The sequence below is a fragment of the Planifilum fulgidum genome (genome assembly GCF_900113175.1).
Classification (GTDB): Bacteria; Bacillota; Bacilli; order Thermoactinomycetales; family DSM-44946; genus Planifilum; species Planifilum fulgidum.
Map to the genome: position 1 here is coordinate 153,140 of NZ_FOOK01000004.1, position 19,235 is coordinate 172,374.

The 19,235-nt window shown below is 60.4% G+C and carries 22 protein-coding genes; 19 read left to right on the forward strand and 3 right to left on the reverse strand.

All coding sequences use genetic code 11. The features are described from left to right. The first annotated feature begins 3 nt into the window (after positions 1-3). From BM063_RS03750 to ku, 7 genes are all read left to right on the forward strand, one after another. Complete coding sequence (locus tag BM063_RS03750; RefSeq protein WP_177198962.1) at positions 4-1,254, forward strand: CCA tRNA nucleotidyltransferase; 1,251 nt, start codon at positions 4-6, stop codon at positions 1,252-1,254. After that, the gene (locus tag BM063_RS03755) at positions 1,214-2,206 is read left to right on the forward strand and encodes a biotin--[acetyl-CoA-carboxylase] ligase (protein ID WP_092036024.1); all 993 of its coding nucleotides are present in this window, start codon (positions 1,214-1,216) and stop codon (positions 2,204-2,206) included. Before BM063_RS03750 ends, BM063_RS03755 begins: the two co-directional genes overlap by 41 nt. Positions 2,207-2,394: 188 nt before the next feature. Continuing rightward, on the forward strand, positions 2,395-3,255 hold the full coding sequence (gene panB / locus BM063_RS03765; protein ID WP_092035971.1) for a 3-methyl-2-oxobutanoate hydroxymethyltransferase: 861 nt from the start codon (positions 2,395-2,397) through the stop codon (positions 3,253-3,255). Continuing rightward, entirely contained in the window at positions 3,252-4,124 is an 873-nt protein-coding gene (gene panC, locus BM063_RS03770; RefSeq protein WP_092035972.1) for a pantoate--beta-alanine ligase, read from the forward strand. The genes panB and panC overlap by 4 nt, the downstream gene beginning before the upstream one ends. Then, positions 4,109-4,492: an aspartate 1-decarboxylase gene (gene panD, locus BM063_RS03775; protein ID WP_092035973.1), complete on the forward strand. Its 384-nt coding sequence runs from the start codon at positions 4,109-4,111 to the stop codon at positions 4,490-4,492. The genes panC and panD overlap by 16 nt, the downstream gene beginning before the upstream one ends. A gap of 239 nt (positions 4,493-4,731) precedes the next feature. Further along, complete coding sequence (locus BM063_RS03780) at positions 4,732-6,102, forward strand: tetratricopeptide repeat protein (RefSeq protein ID WP_092035974.1); 1,371 nt, start codon at positions 4,732-4,734, stop codon at positions 6,100-6,102. A gap of 67 nt (positions 6,103-6,169) precedes the next feature. Further along, positions 6,170-6,976 carry a non-homologous end joining protein Ku gene (gene ku / locus BM063_RS03785; protein WP_092035975.1) on the forward strand — a complete coding sequence of 269 codons (807 nt, stop codon included), beginning with the start codon at positions 6,170-6,172 and terminating at the stop codon, positions 6,974-6,976. A 4-nt stretch (positions 6,977-6,980) separates the two neighbouring features. Here the strand turns inward: ku and BM063_RS03790 are convergent, their stop codons facing one another. Beyond that, a complete protein-coding gene (locus BM063_RS03790; RefSeq protein WP_092035976.1) occupies positions 6,981-7,295 on the reverse strand; it encodes a hypothetical protein in 315 nt (104 codons plus the stop codon). 90 nt (positions 7,296-7,385) lie between these two features. Here BM063_RS03790 and BM063_RS03795 point away from each other — a divergent pair, with 90 nt between their 5' ends. After that, positions 7,386-8,324: an ATP-dependent DNA ligase gene (locus tag BM063_RS03795; protein WP_092035977.1), complete on the forward strand. Its 939-nt coding sequence runs from the start codon at positions 7,386-7,388 to the stop codon at positions 8,322-8,324. 22 nt (positions 8,325-8,346) lie between these two features. Here the strand turns inward: BM063_RS03795 and BM063_RS03800 are convergent, their stop codons facing one another. Beyond that, the gene (locus BM063_RS03800; protein ID WP_092035978.1) at positions 8,347-8,589 is read right to left on the reverse strand and encodes a hypothetical protein; all 243 of its coding nucleotides are present in this window, start codon (positions 8,587-8,589) and stop codon (positions 8,347-8,349) included. Between the two features lie 116 nt (positions 8,590-8,705). On the opposite strand from BM063_RS03800, the gene ligD reads away from it, so the two are divergent. Together ligD and BM063_RS03810 are read left to right on the forward strand one after the other, a co-directional pair. Beyond that, the gene (gene ligD, locus BM063_RS03805; protein ID WP_245752001.1) at positions 8,706-9,611 is read left to right on the forward strand and encodes a non-homologous end-joining DNA ligase; all 906 of its coding nucleotides are present in this window, start codon (positions 8,706-8,708) and stop codon (positions 9,609-9,611) included. 102 nt (positions 9,612-9,713) lie between these two features. Continuing rightward, complete coding sequence (locus BM063_RS03810) at positions 9,714-10,973, forward strand: amidohydrolase (RefSeq protein ID WP_092036026.1); 1,260 nt, start codon at positions 9,714-9,716, stop codon at positions 10,971-10,973. A 76-nt stretch (positions 10,974-11,049) separates the two neighbouring features. On the opposite strand, the gene BM063_RS03815 is transcribed toward BM063_RS03810, so the two are convergent. After that, positions 11,050-11,244 (reverse strand): hypothetical protein, encoded by a 195-nt coding sequence (locus BM063_RS03815; protein ID WP_092035980.1) that lies wholly within the window; start codon positions 11,242-11,244, stop codon positions 11,050-11,052. Positions 11,245-11,415: 171 nt separating this feature from the next. Between BM063_RS03815 and BM063_RS03820 the strand changes: the two genes are divergently transcribed. The 9 genes from BM063_RS03820 to BM063_RS03860 all read left to right on the forward strand — a co-directional run. Continuing rightward, positions 11,416-12,072 (forward strand): hypothetical protein, encoded by a 657-nt coding sequence (locus tag BM063_RS03820; protein WP_092035981.1) that lies wholly within the window; start codon positions 11,416-11,418, stop codon positions 12,070-12,072. Between the two features lie 112 nt (positions 12,073-12,184). Next, positions 12,185-12,709: a hypothetical protein gene (locus BM063_RS03825; RefSeq protein ID WP_092035982.1), complete on the forward strand. Its 525-nt coding sequence runs from the start codon at positions 12,185-12,187 to the stop codon at positions 12,707-12,709. After that, positions 12,706-14,211: an AAA family ATPase gene (locus BM063_RS03830; protein ID WP_092035983.1), complete on the forward strand. Its 1,506-nt coding sequence runs from the start codon at positions 12,706-12,708 to the stop codon at positions 14,209-14,211. The genes BM063_RS03825 and BM063_RS03830 overlap by 4 nt, the downstream gene beginning before the upstream one ends. An 86-nt stretch (positions 14,212-14,297) precedes the next feature. After that, complete coding sequence (locus BM063_RS03835; protein WP_092035984.1) at positions 14,298-15,482, forward strand: pyridoxal phosphate-dependent aminotransferase; 1,185 nt, start codon at positions 14,298-14,300, stop codon at positions 15,480-15,482. Positions 15,483-15,754: 272 nt separating this feature from the next. Further along, on the forward strand, positions 15,755-16,621 hold the full coding sequence (gene ehuB, locus BM063_RS03840) for an ectoine/hydroxyectoine ABC transporter substrate-binding protein EhuB (protein WP_092035985.1): 867 nt from the start codon (positions 15,755-15,757) through the stop codon (positions 16,619-16,621). 44 nt (positions 16,622-16,665) lie between these two features. Further along, positions 16,666-17,331 carry an ectoine/hydroxyectoine ABC transporter permease subunit EhuC gene (ehuC, locus tag BM063_RS03845; RefSeq protein ID WP_245752002.1) on the forward strand — a complete coding sequence of 222 codons (666 nt, stop codon included), beginning with the start codon at positions 16,666-16,668 and terminating at the stop codon, positions 17,329-17,331. A gap of 4 nt (positions 17,332-17,335) precedes the next feature. Then, positions 17,336-18,025, forward strand: a complete 690-nt coding sequence (gene ehuD / locus BM063_RS03850) for an ectoine/hydroxyectoine ABC transporter permease subunit EhuD (protein WP_092036030.1) — start codon at positions 17,336-17,338, stop codon at positions 18,023-18,025. A 50-nt stretch (positions 18,026-18,075) separates the two neighbouring features. Then, positions 18,076-18,879 carry an ectoine/hydroxyectoine ABC transporter ATP-binding protein EhuA gene (gene ehuA / locus BM063_RS03855; protein WP_281246676.1) on the forward strand — a complete coding sequence of 268 codons (804 nt, stop codon included), beginning with the start codon at positions 18,076-18,078 and terminating at the stop codon, positions 18,877-18,879. A gap of 104 nt (positions 18,880-18,983) precedes the next feature. Then, positions 18,984-19,235 (forward strand): transposase (locus BM063_RS03860; protein WP_143085220.1); only part of this gene is annotated, 252 nt, incomplete at its 3' end.

The following is a 19,235-nucleotide window of genomic DNA, read 5'->3' on the forward strand; positions in this document are numbered from 1 at the left end:
CGGATGGATCCCTGCCAGGCCGCCCTTTCGATCGTCAAAGAGCTCCGGGAAGCCGGATTTCAGGCCTATCTGGTGGGCGGATGCGTTCGCGACCGGCTGCTGGGAAAGGAGCCGGAGGACTATGATGTCTGCACCGACGCCCGCCCGGACCAGGTTGAAGCCCTGTTTCCCCGGACGATTGCCACGGGCATCCGCCACGGGACCGTGACCGTCATCGCCGCGGGACATCCCGTCGAGGTGACCACCTTTCGCGTCGAAGGCGCCTACCGGGACGGGAGAAGGCCCGATCACGTCCGCTTTGTCGGGCGGGTGGAGGAGGATTTGGCCCGGAGGGATTTCACCATCAATGCGATGGCGCAGGATCCGGAGGGCGCCATCATCGATCCCTTCGGCGGGCGCCGGGATCTGGAGAGGCGGGTGATCCGGACGGTCGGTGCGGCGGAAGACCGCTTTCGGGAAGACGCCCTCCGGATGGTGCGGGCGGTCCGTTTGGCGGCGCAGCTCGAATTTTCCCTCCATCCGGAGACGGAAGCGGCCATCCGGCGCATGGCTCCCGACCTGGCCCGGCTGTCGGTGGAACGAGTCACCCAGGAGCTGGAAAAAGTATGGAAGGCCCGCCGGCCGTCCCGGGCCGTCGCCTCTCTGTTCCGGCTGGGAATGATGAAACATCTCCCCCCCTTCCACCGCTGGGACCTGCCCTCCTTCCCCCGTCCGCCCGCCCTGGACGCCCTGGACGGGGCCGCATCCCGCCGGATGCGCTGGGCGCTTTTGCTCCATCTGTGCGGGCAAAAGCCGGAGGAGGCGGCCGGGCGGCTGAAGGAACTGCGTCTTCCGAGGCGGGATGCGGAGGAAATCGGCCGGTTGTATCGCTCCGCCGCCGCCTGGCCTTCCTCCCTCGCGGAGGAGGAGGGAAAGCGGAGAATCTTCCGCGACGGAATCGGGTTTTGCCGGGAGGCCCTGGAGCTGTCCCGCCGGATGGGGGTGATCGATGAGGCGGCCCGCCTGCGCCAGGTTGAGGCGCTGAACCGGTGGAACGGGGAAATGCCGATCCGCCGGTGGGAGGAACTGGCCGTGAACGGAAAAGATCTGATCGATGCGGCGGGCCGCCCTGCCGGGCCCTGGGTGGGACGCACCCTGCGGATCCTGGCGGATGCGGTCATCCTGGGAAGGCTGCCCAACAATCATCAACTGTTGATAAAGGAAGGTGTTCGGATTGGGAGGGACGCGACAGCAGATCCTGGCGATGATGATTGAAAAAGGGGACGGTTATGTATCCGGGGAAGAGATCAGCCGGAAGCTCGGCCTCAGCCGGACCGCCGTCTGGAAGCACATCGAGGAACTGCGGCGGGAGGGGTATCAGATCGAGGCCCGCCAGAGAAGCGGATACAGACTGGTTTTCCGGCCGGACCGCATACTGCAAGAGGAAATCGCCTGTCATCTTTCCACCCGCTCTTTCGGGCGCGTCCTTCGCACCCTGAAGACCGTCGATTCCACGCAAAAGGTCGCTCACCAGTGGGCCCGGGAGGGTGCCCCCGAGGGGGCGGCGGTCATCGCCGAAGAGCAGACGGCCGGGCGGGGACGGCTGGGCCGGTCCTGGCATTCTCCGCCGGGTTCGGGCATCTGGATGAGCCTCATTCTCCGCCCTCCCATTCCGATCGCCCGCGCTCCCCAGCTGACGCTGATGGCGTCGGTCGGGATCGCCCGCGCCCTCATCGACATGACCCATCTTCCGGTTCGGATCAAATGGCCGAACGATTTGCTGATCCGGGACAAAAAAGTGTGCGGCATCCTGACGGAACTCCGCGGGGAGCAGGACCGGGTCCACTATGCGGTGCTCGGCGCGGGGATCAACGTGAACATCGACGGGGAGGCGTGGCCGCCGGACCTTAAGGGAAAGGTGACTTCCCTGTCGGCGGAGGCGGGACGGGCCTTTCGGCGTTCTCCCTTGATCGCCGCCATGTTGAAGGAACTGGAAGCCATTTATGAAAAGTACCTGGAGCAGGGCTTTTCGGCAGTCCACAAGGAGTGGGAACGGCTGTCGGGAATCCTCGGCCGCCCCGTCAAGGTCCGGAACGCAAGCGGAGAAGTGTCGGGGATCGCCCGGGGCCTGAACGGGGACGGCGCTTTGCTCCTGGATACGGAAGAAGGCCTCATCCCGATCTACTCGGCGGAAATCATCGAAGGTTGCCAATCCCGATCTTTTTGATTAACCTAAAAGAGAAGGCGGCATCCGCGCGGAGCCGCACTGACGGATTTTCACTCAATTGAAAAGATTCTGCTTCGAGCCCGAGGGACGGAGACAGAGGACGGATAAAAAAAAGAGCGCCTTTGGTCCTTATGGGCTGAAGGCGTTTTTTCTTCTCCTCCCCGGAGCCGCGAACAGGGGGGAAACACATGGGCAAATCTTCAAAGGTGACGACGCGTACCCTTTCCCGGATGAAGCAAAAGGGAGAGCCCATCGCCATGCTGACGGCCTATGATTACCCGTCGGCCAAGCTGGCGGAGGCGGCCGGCGTCGATGTGATTCTGGTCGGGGATTCCCTCGGCATGGTCGTTTTGGGCTACGACTCGACCGTCCCCGTCACCCTGGACGACATGACCCATCACACCAAGGCGGTGGTGCGGGGAGCCGAGCGGGCCATGGTGGTGGCCGATCTTCCTTTCCTGACGGCCCATCTGGGAAAGGAGGAGGTTCTTCGGGCCGCCGGCCGCCTGATGCAGGAGGGCGGTGCCCAGGGAGTGAAAATGGAGGGCGGCGAGGCGATCGTTGACGCGGTGCGGGCCTGCACCGCCGCCGGCATTCCGGTGATGGGGCATCTGGGCCTTACGCCCCAGTCGGTGCACCAGCTTGGGGGATACCGGATTCAGGGGAAGGATGCGGAGATGGCCCGGCGCATCCTCCGGGAGGCCCGGATGCTGGAGGAGGCGGGCATCTTCGCCCTGGTGCTGGAATGCGTTCCGGAGGAACTGGCCCGGGAAATCACCGGGGCGGTCAGCGTCCCCACCATCGGAATCGGGGCGGGCCGCCATTGCGACGGACAGGTGCTCGTCTATCACGACGTGTTGCAGATGGCCAGCGACATCCGGCCTTCTTTCGTCAAGACCTACGCCGAGGTGGGCAAGCAGATCGTGGATGCCCTTCGCCGCTATGTGGAGGATGTCCGCGAAAGGCGCTTTCCGGAGGAGGAGCACGTTTTTCACTCTCCCGAGGTGCAGGCGGCCCTGTACGGCGGCAGGGGGGGAGAAAACGGATGAAAACCGTGACGACCGTCAAGGATTTGCGCGCTTTCCTGCGCCCCCTGCGGGACCGGCGGATCGGCCTGGTTCCCACCATGGGATACCTGCATGAGGGGCATGTTTCCCTGATCCGGAAAGCCCGGGAAGAATGCGATGTCGTGGTGCTTTCCGTCTTTGTCAATCCCCTCCAGTTCGGCCCCGGGGAGGATTATGAGCGATACCCCCGGGATCTGGAGCGGGATGCCAAGATCGCCGAACAGGCGGGCGTCGATTTTCTCTTCGCCCCGTCCGTGGAAGAGATGTATCCCCAAACGCCCCTCACCAAAGTGACCGTTTCGCGGCTGACCGACCGGCTGTGCGGCGCTTCCCGTCCCGGTCACTTCGACGGCGTGGCCACGGTGGTGACCAAGTTGTTCCACATCGTCGAGCCGGACCGCGCCTATTTCGGGATGAAGGATGCCCAGCAGGTGGCCGTGGTGGAACAAATGGTCCGGGACCTCCATTTTCCGGTCACGGTGGTTCCCTGTCCCACGGTGCGGGAAAAGGACGGATTGGCCGTCAGTTCCCGAAATGTTTATCTGTCCGAGGAGGAGCGGAAGCAGGCGACGGTTTTGTCCGCGGGCCTGCGCGAAGTGGCCGAAAAGGTGAAACGGGGGGAAATGACCCGGGCCAGCCAAGCGATCGAATACCTGAAGCGGAGGATTTCCTCCAAACCCCTGGCCCGGATCGACTATGTGGACGTGCTCGCCTATCCCGAACTGACTCCGGTGGAGGAACTCAAGGGGCGGCGGGTGATCGTCGCCGTCGCCGTCCGATTCGGCTCCACCCGCCTGATCGACAACACCATCCTGGACGAAAAGGAGGAAACTCCATGCTCCGCACGATGATGAAGGCCAAAATTCACCGGGCCACCGTGACCGAAGCCAATCTCAACTATGTGGGGAGCGTCACCATCGACGAAGAACTGCTCGAGCGGGTGGACATCCTGCCGGGTGAAAAGGTGCAAATCGTCAACAACAACAACGGGGCCCGCCTGGAAACCTACGTGATCCCCGGTCCCCGGGGCAGCCGGACCGTCTGCCTGAACGGCGCGGCGGCCCGATTGGTGCAGCCGGGCGACAAAGTGATCATCATCGCCTACGCCCTGATGGACGAGGAGGAAATCAAACGCCACCGCCCGCGGATCGCCATCATGGGCGACCAAAACGAAATTCTCGAAGTGATCGGCGAAGAGGTGCACGGAACGGCGCTCTGATCCGGTCGCTTTGATCCGCCGGGAATACCTGGCGGAGGCTGCTGACAAAACTCCCGGCTTGGGAATCGGGAGGCGATTTTTCGTCTCGACTCCACGCGGTGGCGAGTCGCTCGACGAAAAATCGCTCCCTCCTGATACGTTGTCAACAGCCTGAATCCGTCGGGAATACCCGGCGGATTTTTTTATTTCCGCTGGACATAATGCCCTGTAGCATCCCTTGACGGTCGAGGAGGATTTCAATGTTTCATCAGTGGACAGAAACGGTGAAGCGAGCGCTGAAGGAGATCGAAAAGCGGTATCCCGCCGGCTCGCCGGAAGAAAGGAAGAGGCTGCGGGAACGGTTTGTCCAGATCAAGCGGGCTTGCGACAACCTGCTGGAGGCCTGGGCGGACATCGAAGATCGCATCGTCCGCCTGGTCCATGCATATCCGGAATTGGCGGAGGAAGGGGAGGAGCTGGAGGGGGAATTTGAACTGGATGAGATGGTGGTGCGCCGATTTCGCCAGGGGCAGGGTTTTTACCGTTTGAACATGTTCGTCGAGGCGGAAGAAGCCTTCCGGGAGGTCGTCGAAGAAGAGCCGGAATTTCTGCTGGGACGGGTGTACCTGGCCTTGAGCCACTTCCAGAAGGGGAACACGGATGAAGCTTACCGGCACTTTCAATTGATCGCTTCCACGACGAATCACGATGTCTTCATCGCCTTCGCCCGCCACATGATGGGGTGTGTCCGCGTCCGGGAGGGGGACGAGCGGGGAGCGATCCGCCAGTTCCGGAAGGCCCTCTCCCACCGGCAGAACGAGGCGGACACCTGGTTCAATCTGGGTGCCTGCCACTACCGGCTGGGCGAGTATCACGAAGCGATTCCCTGCTTTTATCAAGCCCTATTGTTGGATGAGAACGACGAGGAAGCGATGTGGATGCTGGCCAATTGCCATCGGAAATTGAAGCAGTGGGACAGCGTCGCCTACTGGCGGATGCTGGCCTTTGAAAAGACCGACAGCCTGCAGGCGATGGAAACCATCGCCCGGGATTACGAAGAGATGGGGGAGACGGAAAAGGCCCTCTCCTGGTATCGAAAAATCCTCAGCCGGGATGCGCGGCGGATCGGTGCTTATCAGGGAATGGGCTGGAATACCTGGGTCGCCGGAAGGGGGCAGGAAGCCCTGGCCTGGCTGAAAAAGGGGTTGTCCCTGGCGCCCGGGGATCCGGACCTCCTGTTCACCTATGCCTGGATTTTGCTGGAGATGGGGGATGTCGAAAAGGTGGAGGCGATCATCCGCCGCATTCCCGTGGAATGGACGGACCAGCCCCTGTGGCTGGTGATCCGCTCCCGGGTGTTCACCCGCCGGACCAACTTCGAAGAGGCGCAGCTGGCGGCGGAGCGGGTGATCGAACAGGAAAAACCCCGGATTCGGGCGCTGGGGCATTATCAGCTGGGCCGGGTGTTGCTGGAGAAGGGGGATGCGGCGCGGGCGGCGGGACATTTCCGAAAAGCCCGCGAACTGGACGCCGGTTGGAAAGAACCCCTTTTTTACGAAGGGGTATGTCACATGCTGGAAGGGCGTCCCGAAGAGACCCGCAACTGCTGGCGGGAATTGGTCAAAGGGTGATGTCCCCCTGTTTTTTCCGCGGTGAATCACCTTCTGGGCGCCCATCCTAAGAATGGAGGTGATCGGGTTGCACACCATATGGAAGGGATCGATCAGCTTCGGACTGGTGAACATTCCGGTGCGCATGTACGCGGCGACGGACGAAAAACAGGTCTCGTTCCGCCATCTCCACCGGCCGTGCAAAACGCCGATCCGTTATGCCCGCACCTGCCCCACATGCAACAAGGAGGTTCCCTGGGACGAGGTGGTCAAGGGATACGAATACGCCGACGGGCGGTTCGTCCTGATGGAAAAGGAGGAACTGGAGTCGATCCTCCCGGACAATCGCCGCACCATCGAAATCCTGGATTTCGTGGACCTCAAGGAGATCGACCCGATCTATTTCGACCGGTCCTACTATCTCGGCCCCGGGGATACCGGGGAGAGGGCCTACGCCCTCCTGCGGGAAGCGATTGAATCGACGGGAAAGATCGGCGTCGCTCAACTGACGATCCGGTCCAAACAGTCGCTGGCGGTGGTCCGCTCCTACCGGCGCGCGCTGGTGATGGAGACCATTTTTTACCCCGACGAGGTGCGGAGCGCCGACCGGGTGCCCGGCTTGCCGGAGGAGGCGGAACTGCCGGCGAAGGAACTGGAAATGGCCCGTCAATTGATCGAGAACTTGTCCACTTCCTTTGATCCGCAAAAATATAAGGACCATTATCGCGAATCCCTCGAGGCGGTCATCGACAAGAAGATTCGCGGGGAGGAGATCGTGGAAGCGCCCGAATCCCGCCCGGAGAAGGTGGTCGATCTGATGGAAGCCCTCAAGGCCAGCCTGGAAGCGACCCAGCCCAAGGGAAAAGGGAAGCGGAAGAAGAGGACGACGGGATGAGGGATTATTTTCCGATCCAGTACCGGATATGGGTCACATCCTGCGTCGGCCTTTCCTTCACCACGCGGCCTTCTTCGTCGGTGATCACTTCGATTTGCCGGTAATGATCCACCCTCCAGCCGTCGTGAACACTGGAGCCCTCGTACTGTTCCAGGTATTCCGAGCGGTAGGACGGGGCCTCCGGTTTGGCCATCGACGGAACCTCGACGGGGGGCGCCCATGCGTGGCGCACCAGAAGGAGGGCGGCCAGCATGAGATTCACGGCCGCGGCCGTGTACAGAAAAGCGTTTTTCCAAGGGTTTTTCCCGGACCAGGGCATGGAAATCCCCCTCGCGAAGGGTTTGTACCAGTATATGGGGCCCCAAGGCGGCTTAGAATCTTTTTCTGAAGAATCCGGGGGGCGAAGAGGATGGGGTGGGAAAGAAAGCCGGGGCCGATCCAACCGATGGAGCCGGTTCTTTCGGACCGGGTGATCCAAGGGGCGGATCGGTTGTATCAGGTCAAGTGGGACGGCGTCCGGGTGCTGGCCCACGTGGAAAAGGGACAGGTTCGCCTGTGGAACCGGCGCCGGCGGGAACGGACGGAAACGTATCCGGAACTGGTGGCGGCGCTGGGAGATACGGCCGCGAAGGAAGCTTTGATGGATGGGGAAGTGATCGCCCTTCATCCCGGCACCGGAAAACCCGACTTTTTTCGGGTGCTGAAAAGGGACCTTTCCCGCCGCATCGGTCCGGGTCTGATGGAAAGGATTCCCGTTTTTTACGTGGTATTTGATCTGATCTTTCTGGATGGAAAATGGCTGCTCGATCATCCCCTCGAAAAACGGCTTGAGCAGCTGGCCCGCATTCTCCCCGGTTCGGAGCGGATTCATTTCTGCGACAGCTACGAGGACGGAATGGCCTTGTGGGAGCGCACCGGCAAAGAAGGAATGGAAGGGATCGTGATCAAGGAAAGAAAGGGACGCTACCACATCGGGAGAAAACATCCCACCTGGCTCAAGGTGAAACATTTCCGGCAGCTGGAGGCGGTCGTCGTCGGCGTCACGCTCCGCCAGGGACGGGTCAATTCGCTGCTTCTGGCCCGGGAGGAAGATGGGGGGCTTGCTTACATCGGGCGGGCCTCCTCCGGATTGGACCAGGAACGCATCGAGGCCCTCACGAGGGCGCTTCCCCTGATCCGCCGGGAAAGTCCCCCGCCGTCTCTCGCTCCCGTCCCGCCTTCGGCGGTCTGGGTGGAGCCCTTGATTAAGGCCCAGATCCGTTATTTGGAGTGGACTCCCGACGGAACCCTGCGCAGCCCGTCCATCCTTTCCGTGGGAGTGAAAAATTCAACTCCCGGCACCGGCTGACGGTTTCGGGAGTTGAAGAAAGTCACCAGTATAAACGGCGGCGCGGGAAGAACGGCGGCGGAAAGAAGAAGGGCGGAAAAAGGGGAACGGGGACGGGAATTACCGGGAAAAAGGGATAGATGCTGACCCGGGGATCGTATCCGGGATAGGATTCCGGATAACCCGTGACCCCGTCATCGCCGAAGGGGGCATATCCGGAATCCACGTACGTTTCCCAGATTTCCGCTTGAGAATCAGGCGAGGGAATCATTTTCCTTTCCTTCACGCTGGTTCCTCCTCATTGGCAAGGGTTCTGTCTCAATGTATGTCACGGCCCCTTCGTCAGACATTTGTCCTGCCCGATTTGGGCGGGTGTCCGGCCGGAAAAAGGGGGGACTTGAGGTGGCGTCCCGGCGAATGGTGTCGGTGGAGGGAAAAGAGATCGCAATTTCCAATCCGGAAAAGATGTTGTACCCGGCGGCGGGAATCACCAAATGGGATTATGTGCTGCACCTTGCCCGACTGGCCCCTTTTCTGCTGGCCCACTCCCGGCGTCGGTTGCTGACCACCATCCGGTATCCGCACGGCGTCGGCGACACCTTTTTTTATCAGAAAAACGTCCCTCCCAATGCCCCCGATTGGATTGCCACGGTCCGGGAGGGACAAGTCACGTACGTTCTTTTGGAGAACACGCCCACTTTGATTTGGCTGGCCAATCTGGCCTGCCTGGAGTTTCACCTTTCCTTCCACTACGCGGATGACCCCGATCACCCGCCGGAGCTGGTTTTCGATCTGGACCCCTCCGTGGAGGGGTTTGACCGGGTGATGGAGGCGGCCCTTCTGACCCGGGAGGTGCTGAACCAACTGGAGCTGGATGCCTGGGTGAAGACCTCCGGGGCGACCGGGCTGCAGCTGTATATCCCCATCCAGGGGAGGCTCTCGTTTGAACAGACGCGCCGGGTGAGCCGGTTCATCGCCCGATACCTGGAGGAAAAACACCCGCGGCTCATCACGCTGGAACGGCTCAAAAAGAACCGCGGCGACAAAGTGTATTTCGACTATCTGCAGCACTGGAGGGGCAAATCCCTGATCGCCCCTTACTCGCCCCGGGCCAGGGCGCGGGCGACGGTTTCCACCCCCCTGAGGTGGTCGGAGCTGAAGCCGGGGCTTGTCCCGGAAAAGTTCACCCTTCCGACGATTCACCGCCGCCTGGACGAGACGGGAGATCTGTTTCAGCCCCTCTTGTCCCGGGAAAACCGCTTTGATTTGACTCCAATCCTGGATTTTGTGGAGAGGAAGCGGAAGTGACTTGTCTCTCCGCGAGGTTTGCGATATGGTGGGGATGTGTCGAAGCTGCCAAGGGAGGGAAGGCGGTTGAAGCGCCTGTTTGTGCATGCGACCATCTTGACGATGAAGGAGGGGGAGAAGCCCCTGGCGGATGCGGCGCTGGCCGTGGAGGACGACCGGATCGCCTATGTCGGACCGGTGCCGTCGGAGACCGACGGGTACGATGAAGTGGTGAACATGGCCGGGAGGGCGATTTTGCCGGGGTTTGTGAATACCCACGGACACGCGGCCATGTCCCTGCTCAGGGGATATGCCGACGACGATCCGCTGAAAACCTGGCTGGAAGAAAAAATTTGGCCGATGGAAGCCCGTTTCGGCCCCGAACAGGTCCGTTGGGGATCGGCCCTGTCCGTGCTGGAGATGATCAAGGGCGGGACCACCTGCTTCCTGGACATGTATGACCACATGGATCAGGTGGGACAAGTGGTGGAGGAGGCGGGAATCCGCGCCGTTTTGTGCCGGGGAGCCATCGGCCTTTGTTCCGAGGAGGAACGTCGGGCCAAGCTGGAAGAGGCGGTCCGGTTCGCCCGCGAGTGGAACGGGGCGGCGCAGGGAAGGATCACAACGATGATGGCCCCCCACGCCCCCTACACCTGTCCCCCCGACTACATCGCCCGGTTTGTGGACAAGGCCCGGGAGTTGGGGCTTCCCCTTCACACCCACATGTCGGAGACGGAGGCGGAAGTCCGGCAAAATGTGGAGCAGTACGGCCTCCGTCCCGTGGAACACCTGCGCCGGCTGGGCGTCTTCGACGGACCGGCCCTGGTGGCCCACGCGGTTCACCTGACGCCGGAAGAGATCGCGATTCTGGCGGAATGCGGGGTGAAAGTCTCCCACAACCCGGGGAGCAATCTGAAATTGGGCAGCGGCATCGCCCCCATCCCGCAGATGCTCGAAGCGGGCATTCGCCCCGCGCTGGGCACGGACGGCCCGGCGAGCAACAATAATCTGGACATGTTGGAGGAGATCCGGCTGGCGGCCCTCATCCACAAGGGCGTCCATCGGGATCCCCAGGCCGTGCCCGCTCCCGTCGCCCTCCGGATGGGAACGTTGTACGGAGCCGAAGCCCTGTTCCTGGAGGATCGGATCGGGACCCTGGAACCGGGCAAAAAGGCGGACTTCATCACGATCGATCTGACGGGGCCCCACATGCAGCCCCTGCACGACGTTGAATCCCACCTGGTCTATTCCGCCTCCCGGGATGACGTGCTGGATGTGTATGTGGACGGGCGCCCCCTTCTCCGGAACCGGCAATGCCTCACCCTGGACGAGGAGAAGATCCGGTATCACGCGCAAAAAGCCTTTGACGCGATCCGTCCCTGAAAAAACCTGCCGCGCGGGCAGGTAAATGATGGGGGAGGCGAATAGGCAGGAGAAGGTTTGTTAAACTAACGACAGGTTAAACTTTCAGTTCGATGTTCAGCCGAAAACGGAGGGGGATTTCTTCGTCTTCGACTTCAAGCAGTTGATTTCGCCGGGCGGGGGAAGCCCAGGATTCCGCGTGCAAAAAGGGGCGGATTTTTTCCATTTCCTCCCCGGAAAGATGCGTTTCCAGGGTTCCGATCAGCCATCCCGGGGAAAGGGAAGCGGTCACCTCATCACCTCCTCCGCGTGAATTATTATCTCCGGCGGGACTGTCCACAATGAGTTCACATTTTTTCATGTATGCCCATCGGATGGGCATTTTTCTTTTGAAAGGTGATAAGGGAAAGGCCGGTTGCGTACATATGGAAGGAAATCCTGGACCTAAGGGGAGAGCCGTGTCATGCGCAATCTGTGGTGGCTGTTGGTTTTGCTCTTTCTCTTCGGATGCAAAGCGCACCCGGAGCCGGCGCCAACCGCCCCCCCGTCCGATCAGAGGTCCCTTCGGGAAGGGTTGCATCAGATTGTGGAACGCCAATTGGCGCGTGAGCCCTTATCTTTTTCGATCATCCTCGGAGAACCTTCCGATCTTCGCTTCGTCGGCGAACAGAAGGGGGCGGACTGGACACTGAAAAGCGAGGGGACCGACGAGCCGATTGAGGTGACCAAGAAAGGGGACCAAATCGAGCTCGTCCGGAGCGAAAACCGGGAAACATTGTCCGAACGCCAATTCGGACTGATTTCCCCCCGGGACCATCTCCTGTTGCTCCGGGAGGCGGCCGGGCGGATCACGCCCCTTCCCTCACGGGAGCAGGGGATCGAGGGGATGGAAATCGTACTGGACCGGGAAAAGATCGGAAAGATCGTGGAGAAGCAGATGGGCTCCCAAAAAGCGGCGCGGGAGATCGCCCTGAGCGCCAGCCGAAAGATCCGGGTGCTCTACCGTCTGTGGTACCGAAGCGGCGACGGTGAACTGGTGCGTATGGAAATCCGGCTGGATACCACCCATCCGTCTCCGGATCGGAAGAAGCAGATCCGCTACATTTTTCGCACGTCCTAGTCCGCGGCCATCGCCGCAATTTTTTTATTCCATAAATTCCTATCATCTACCAATATGTTATATATGATATAATTCAATTGAATTTTTATTGTGGGAGAGGAGCGTGACATCGGTGAATATCCGCGCCATGCCCGCGGTGTTGAGCTTGCTTGTCACGCTGATCGTCTTGTTTGGAGGCTATTTCGCTCACCAGTGGTTCAACCTTGAAAAGCCCATGGAAAAAGCGATTCAATCGACGCCCCATGTGACACTGGAAGCGTTGCGGATAAAACCGGATGAAATTGAGATTCGATTGCGCACGGATGAAAATTTTTCATTGGCTGCCGATTACATCCCCCTTCAGGAAAAGCTTCGATCCCTTTCCGGGGGGCGTGAGCTCCACATCCGACTGGTTGACCGGGCGGATGCCGTCCTGGAAAAAGCCTGGAGCCAAATGGCCTTCGGCGTGACCGAGGCCGTGGTCCGAAAGCGGTACACCCGGATTCCCGAAACCGTCGAAAGGGTGGCCGAAGCGGCAAAGGTCCGGCACGAGGTGGCGATGGATGACCGGTTCATCTATGTGGCCCTTCATCACGAAGGTCATTCCCTCTACCGCGTGCTCCCCCTGGAGGCCGGCAGGGGAGGTGAGGGGGCATGATTTGGGGAATTTTGGCCGGGGCGCTGATCGGAGTCCTCCTGTTTGCCCTGTATCTCGGTTATGACCCGCTTCCCCTCATCCTCCTTTTGGTCGCGGCAGGGGCGATCGTTGCCTATTTCCGCACCCGCTCGGGCAAAGGGATCAGTTTGGCGGGAACGGAGAGGAAGCATCGGGACCTCAGCATCCCGGACATTTCCTTTGACGATATCGGCGGGCAGGAGCGGGCCAAAAAGGAACTGAAGGAGGCCCTGGATTTCCTGATCCACCGGAAACAGATCGACTCCTACGGCATCCGGCCCATCAAGGGCATTCTGCTGGCGGGCCCGCCGGGCACCGGAAAAACCCTGATGGCCAAGGCCGCCGCCCGCTACACCGATTCGGTGTTCGTGTCCGCATCGGGAAGCGAGTTTGTGGAAATGTACGTGGGAGTCGGAGCGCAGCGCATCCGGCAGCTCTTTCGGGAGGCCCGCAGGCGGGCGAAAAGGAGCGGAAAAAAGAGCGGAGTGGTTTTCATCGACGAAATCGACGCCATCGGGGGAAAGCGCGAAGGAGGCACCCAGCACCGGGAATACGACCAGACCCTGAACCAGCTCTTGACGGAGATGGACGGCATCTCCTCGGACCAGGAAATCCAGCTTCTGGTGATCGCCGCCACCAACCGCAAGGAGCTCCTGGATCCGGCGCTGCTGCGTCCCGGGCGCTTTGACCGGCATATCGAGGTGGACCTGCCGGACAAGCGGGCCCGAAAACAGATTCTTCAGCTGCACATGCGGAACAAGCCCCTGGATGAAAAGGTGGATTTGGACAAGGTTGCCGCGGAGACCTTCGGCTTTTCCGGGGCCCAATTGGAGAGCCTGGCCAATGAGGCGGCCATTTACGCCCTCCGGGACGGGGAAAAGAAAATCGGTCCCCAACACCTGTCCGCGGCCATCGACAAGGTGATGATGGGCGAGATGACCGACAGGAAGGCGACGCGGGAAGAAAGGGAGCGGGTTGCCGTTCACGAGTTGGGACACGCCATCGTGGCGGAAATCGTCCAACCCGGTTCCGTTTCCCGGGTTTCCCTGTCCCCCCGGGGCCAGGCCCTGGGATATGTGCGGCAACATCCCGGTGAAGACCGTTACCTGTATACCCGGGAAGAGATCGAAGGGCGGATCATGGTCTGCCTTGCCGGGGCCGCGGCGGAGCGGGAATTTTACGGAAACCGCAGCACCGGCGCCCAAAACGATTTCCAACAGGCTCACCGCCATGTCCGGACGCTGATCCGGACCGGTCTGTCGGATCTGGGGATCGTCGACCCGGAGCTAATGAGCAAAGAAAAAATGCACGAGGAATCCCTCCGCATTCTGAAGGAACTGGAAGAGCGGACGAGCCGCATCCTCTCCAGCCACAGGCGGGTGATGGAACAGTCCTTGGAGATTCTGCTTTCGGAAGAGGTGCTGTCCGGCGACGAATTCCGCCGGCTGCTTCGCGCGCAAACACCGGAGAAGGCCCGGATCTGATCCGGGTTTTTTTGTGCGAACATCTTCTTAAACGGAGATCTTTTTGGGATAATAGACCGTGAGCAGAGTATGGGGGGAGAGAGAAAGTGAAACTGTCCAAGCGGGTTCAGCAACTTGCGCCGTCAACCACTCTGGCCATCACGGCAAAGGCAAAAGAGTTGAAAAAACAGGGGCGCGATGTGATCGGACTCGGCGCCGGGGAGCCCGATTTCAACACGCCCGAACCGATTCTCCGGGCCGCCGAGGAGGCCATGCGCGCCGGTCATACCAAATACACGCCCTCCGGAGGCATTCCCGAGCTGAAGCAGGCGATCGTCGAGAAGTTCCGGCGGGACAACGGCCTGACCTATCGACCGGAACAGATCGTCGTGACCTCGGGGGCCAAACACGCCCTGTACAATCTGTTTCAGGTGCTCATCGATCCGGGAGACGAAGTGATCATTCCCGCCCCGTACTGGGTGAGCTATGTCGAGCAGGTGAAATTGGCCGGAGGGACGCCGGTCATCATCCGGGGGGAAGAAGAGCGATCCTTCAAGGTCACGCCGGAGCAGCTTCGCGGTGCGATCACCGGGCGCACCCGGGCTTTTCTCATCAACAGCCCGTCCAACCCCACCGGGATGGTTTACAGCCGGGAAGAACTGGAGGCTTTGGGCCGGGTTTGCCTGGAGCACGGACTGGTGATCATTTCCGATGAAATCTATGAACACCTGATTTACGGGGACCAGGCCCACGTCAGCATTGCCCGGTTGGGACCGCAATTTTATGAGCAAACCATCGTGATCAACGGGGTGTCCAAAACCTACTCCATGACCGGGTGGCGCATCGGCTATGCCGCGGGCAATGCCGAGGTGATCCGGGCCATGACCAGTTTGTCCAGCCATTCCACCTCCAATCCGACATCGGTGGCCCAGTACGCGGCCCTGGCGGCGCTCAACGGATCGCAGGAACCGGTCCGGGAGATGAAAAAAGCCTTCAAGGAGCGAAGGGATTACGTCGTAAAGCGGATCCGAAACATCGAGGGGCTGCGCTGTCTGGAGCCCCAGGGGGCTTTTTACGCCTTTGTCAACGTCCGGGATGTTGTCGAAGCATCGGGGCGGTTCCGGGATGTGGACGAATGGGCGAAGGCGCTGTTGGAGGAAGAGCTCGTCGCTGTGGTTCCCGGGTCCGGTTTTGGTTCCCCCGATCACATCCGCATTTCCTACGCCACCTCGATGAATCAGCTGGAAAAGGCGATGGATCGGATCGAGCGGTTTGTGAAAAAGTATCGGTAAATGAACCGGCGGCCTTCCCGCGAGGGAAGGCCGTTTTTGTCCCGCGAAACCCGAACATGGGTTTGTATTTCGTCAGCATATGGATGCATGCGGCCTGAAACGGAAGGATTTGTGAAGGCCCGGCTTCTTACCCCCGGCCATCGGGACTGTCTCTTGCAGGTCCGAAATGTCCCCCCTCTCTCCTTTTTGACCTCCTTTGTCCGAAAACGATAAAATGAACGGCGAAATTGGCGGTTGTCCCAAATTCAAAAGGGTGGAATGGGGGGAACAATTTGAAGCTTTCCATTCGGTTCGCCTTGGTCTCCCTCTTGGTCGCAGTCGCCGCCGGGTGCGGCGCCCTGGACCCGGGAGGAGGCTCTTCCCTGGAAAAGGCCAGGGAAGAGGGGGTGATCAAGGTCGGCTTTGCCAATGAAAAACCTTATGCGTACCGGACAGAGGACGGCGAGGTCACCGGCGAGGCGGTGGAGATCGCCCGCCATGTGTTCAAGCAGATGGGCATCGAAAAGATCGAGCCGATCCTCACGGATTTCGGACAGCTGATTCCGGGACTGAAGGCGAAACGGTTCGACGCCATCACCGCCGGCATGTATATCACCCCGGAACGGTGCCGGGAAGTGGCCTTTGCCCATCCGGAGTATCGGATCGGCGAGGCGCTGGCGGTGAAGAAAGGAAATCCAAAGAATCTTCGCAGTTATGAGGATATTGCGAATAATCCAGATGTCACCGTGGCCGTGATGCAGGGAGCCATTGAGAAGCAATATTTGAAGCAGGTGGGTGTAAAGGAACAGCAGATCAAAAGCGTGCAGGATCAGCCCGCCGCCTTGGCCATGCTGAAGACGGGACGGGTGGATGCCATCACCATGACCGGTCCCTCGCTCCGGGAAGTGCTGGAGGCCGAGGGGGATGACGGAGTCGAAACGGTGGAGGATTTCCGGCAACCGGTGATTGACGGCGAGAGCATCGTGGGATACGGTGCGACCGCCTTCCGGAAGGATGACAGGGATTTGCTAGAGGCTTACAACCGGGAGCTTCAAAGGATGAAGGAGAGCGGCAAACTGCTGGAGATCCTTCAGCGATTCAACTTCTCCGAAGAGAATTTGCCCGGAGAAAAAACCGCCGAGGAACTCTGCCGGGGCTGAGAAGCGGGGCCTTTCGGCCCCTCAACAGTTTTCGCTGAAAGGTTGTGGTAGCCATCGACGTTTGGTTTCAGGTATTGCCTTCCCTCGTTCAAGGGATGGTCGTCACTCTGCAAGTGCTGTGCTATTCCGCGATTCTGGCCTTCATTTTTTCCTTTTTGGCCGGCTTCGCCCGCCTGTCCCGGTGGCGCCCCCTGCGTTGGGCGGCCGGTGCCGTGGTGGAGTTTTTCCGCGGGACTTCGCTGCTCGTCCAGTTGTACTGGCTGTATTTCGCCCTGCCGGTGCTGGCGGGAATCCATCTTCCCTCGGATCTCGTCGGGATTTTGGCCTTCACCTTCAACTACGGCTCCTACGGTTCGGAGGTGGTCCGGAGCGCCATCCTGGCCGTTCCCCGGGGGCAGCACGAAGCGGGGATCGCCCTCAATATGACCCCCGCCCAGCGGATGCGGAGCATTATCCTGCCCCAGGCCTTCCGGATCATGCTGCCTTCCTTCGGCAATCTCCTGATCGAGATGCTGAAGGGAACCGCGCTGCTGTCGCTCATTTTCATCCCCGAGATGACCAACAACATCATCCAGATGCGGAACACCGTGGGACACACGCCGCAGCTGCTCGGCCTGTTGCTGGTCGGCTACTTCGTCATCGGCTATCTCCTTACGCGGATCATGCGCCGGGTGGAAAGCCGGTTCGGCGCGGGAAGGACGGCGGTCTGACATGGTGTGGGATTGGGATTACACCTTGCGGGAAGTGCTCCCGAAGCTGCTCGGCGTCCTACACGTGACGATCGGAGCGACGGTGGCGGGGTTTCTTTTGGCCCTGGTGCTGGGACTGATTTTCGCCTTGGTGCGCCGCTCCAAAAACCGGATCCTCGCGGGCCTTGCCGGCGGCGCCGTGGAGTTTATTCGGCTCACGCCCCTTCTGGTGCAGCTGTATTTCATCTACTTCGTGATGCCGGAAATCGGCCTCACCCTGAGCGCCTTTGCGGCGGGGGCGTTGGGGCTGGGAATCCACTACGCCGCCTATGTTTCGGAAGTGTACCGGGCCGGGATCGAATCGGTGAGCAAGGGGCAGTGGGAAGCGGCGACGGCCCTCAATTTCTCCAAGAGGCAGATGTGGCAGAGCATCATTCTTCCTCAGGCGATCCGCCCCATCGTTCCCGTCCTGGGCAACTACCTGATTGTCATGTTCAAGGAGACGCCCTACCTTTCCGCCATCGGCCTGATGGAGATGGTGGGCGCCGCCAAGGAGATCGGCGCCGAAACCTTCCGGTACATGGAACCGATGACGCTGGTGGGAATCTTCTTCCTGATTCTCAGTTATGCGGCCTCCCTGCTCGTGAAACGGGCGGAGCGGAAGATGGATCTGAACCGGTTGGGAGAGCGGACGAAGTCCGCCCCGGAAGGATGAGCGGAGGGAGTGATGAGAGCGTGAAGGAAAGCGTTCGGGCGGAGGGCGGAATGCCGCCTTCCCGAAAGGCGGAACCGATCGTCAAGTACCGGGGGATCAACAAGTACTTCGGCGACCACCACGTGCTCAAGGACATCGATTTTGACCTGTATCCCGGGGAGCGGGTGGCGATCATCGGCCCCAGCGGCTCCGGAAAAACCACCATGGCCCGGGTGCTGATGACCCTGGAGCGGCCGGATTCGGGCACCATCGAAGTGGGCGGACGCCATCTCTGGCACAAGGAGGTGGACGGCAAACTCGTCCCCGCCGATGAGAAGCACCTGCACGAGGTGCGGGGAGACATCGGGATGGTGTTTCAGCATTTCAACCTGTTTCCCCACATGACCATCCTGCGCAACTGCACCGAAGCCCCGATCAAGGTGCTGGGACTTTCCCGGGAAGAGGCGGAGGCGCGGGCGAAGCGCATGCTGGAGAAGGTGGGAATGCTGGACAAGATCGATCAGTATCCGGCCAGTCTGTCGGGAGGGCAGCAGCAGCGGGTGGCCATCGCCCGGGCGCTGGTGATGCGGCCCAAGGTGATGCTGTTTGACGAGCCCACCTCCGCCCTGGACCCGGAGACCGTGGGGGAGGTGCTCGAGGTGATCAAGGAGATCGCCCGGGAAGGCGAGATGGCGATGATGCTGATCACCCACGAGATGAGCTTCGCCCGGGAGGTGGCGGACCGGGTCGTCTTCTTCGACGAGGGGCGGATCGTGGAACAGGGACCGCCGTCGAAGATCTTCGGCAACCCGGAAAGCGACCGCCTGCGGGATTTTTTGAAACGGTTCAACATGATGCTGAACGGAGGCGATTAGAAAAAAGGGAGGGCGATGGCCCTCCCCGAGGCTGTTGACAAAGAAGGGTCAACAGCCTTTTTTGTTGAATTCGGAATAAAACAATTCCGAAGGAAGGTTTTTATATGTTCAGGACGAACCCATCCAGGGAATTTCAACCCGAAACAGTCAACATAGAAGACCTTGTTCCCCAAGATCACTTGCTTAGAAAAATCAATGAAACCATCGACTTTTCGTTTATCGCGGAAAAATGCCGCCCCTTGTATTGTCAAGATAATGGGCGTCCTTGCATCGATCCGGTCATGCTGTTCAAAATGCTTTTGATCGGTTATTTGTACGGAATTCGTTCGGAAAGACGCCTCATTGAGGAAATCCGG

Coding starts and splice junctions, on each gene's coding strand:
- BM063_RS03750 (WP_177198962.1), top strand. CDS start 4: ATGGATCCCTGCCAGGCCGCCCTTTCGATCGTCAAAGAGCTCCGGGAA.
- panB (WP_092035971.1), top strand. CDS start 2,395: ATGGGCAAATCTTCAAAGGTGACGACGCGTACCCTTTCCCGGATGAAG.
- panC (WP_092035972.1), top strand. CDS start 3,252: ATGAAAACCGTGACGACCGTCAAGGATTTGCGCGCTTTCCTGCGCCCC.
- panD (WP_092035973.1), top strand. CDS start 4,109: ATGCTCCGCACGATGATGAAGGCCAAAATTCACCGGGCCACCGTGACC.
- BM063_RS03780 (WP_092035974.1), top strand. CDS start 4,732: ATGTTTCATCAGTGGACAGAAACGGTGAAGCGAGCGCTGAAGGAGATC.
- BM063_RS03790 (WP_092035976.1), bottom strand. CDS start 7,295: ATGCCCTGGTCCGGGAAAAACCCTTGGAAAAACGCTTTTCTGTACACG.
- BM063_RS03795 (WP_092035977.1), top strand. CDS start 7,386: ATGGGGTGGGAAAGAAAGCCGGGGCCGATCCAACCGATGGAGCCGGTT.
- BM063_RS03810 (WP_092036026.1), top strand. CDS start 9,714: ATGAAGGAGGGGGAGAAGCCCCTGGCGGATGCGGCGCTGGCCGTGGAG.
- BM063_RS03820 (WP_092035981.1), top strand. CDS start 11,416: ATGCGCAATCTGTGGTGGCTGTTGGTTTTGCTCTTTCTCTTCGGATGC.
- BM063_RS03830 (WP_092035983.1), top strand. CDS start 12,706: ATGATTTGGGGAATTTTGGCCGGGGCGCTGATCGGAGTCCTCCTGTTT.
- ehuA (WP_281246676.1), top strand. CDS start 18,076: ATGCCGCCTTCCCGAAAGGCGGAACCGATCGTCAAGTACCGGGGGATC.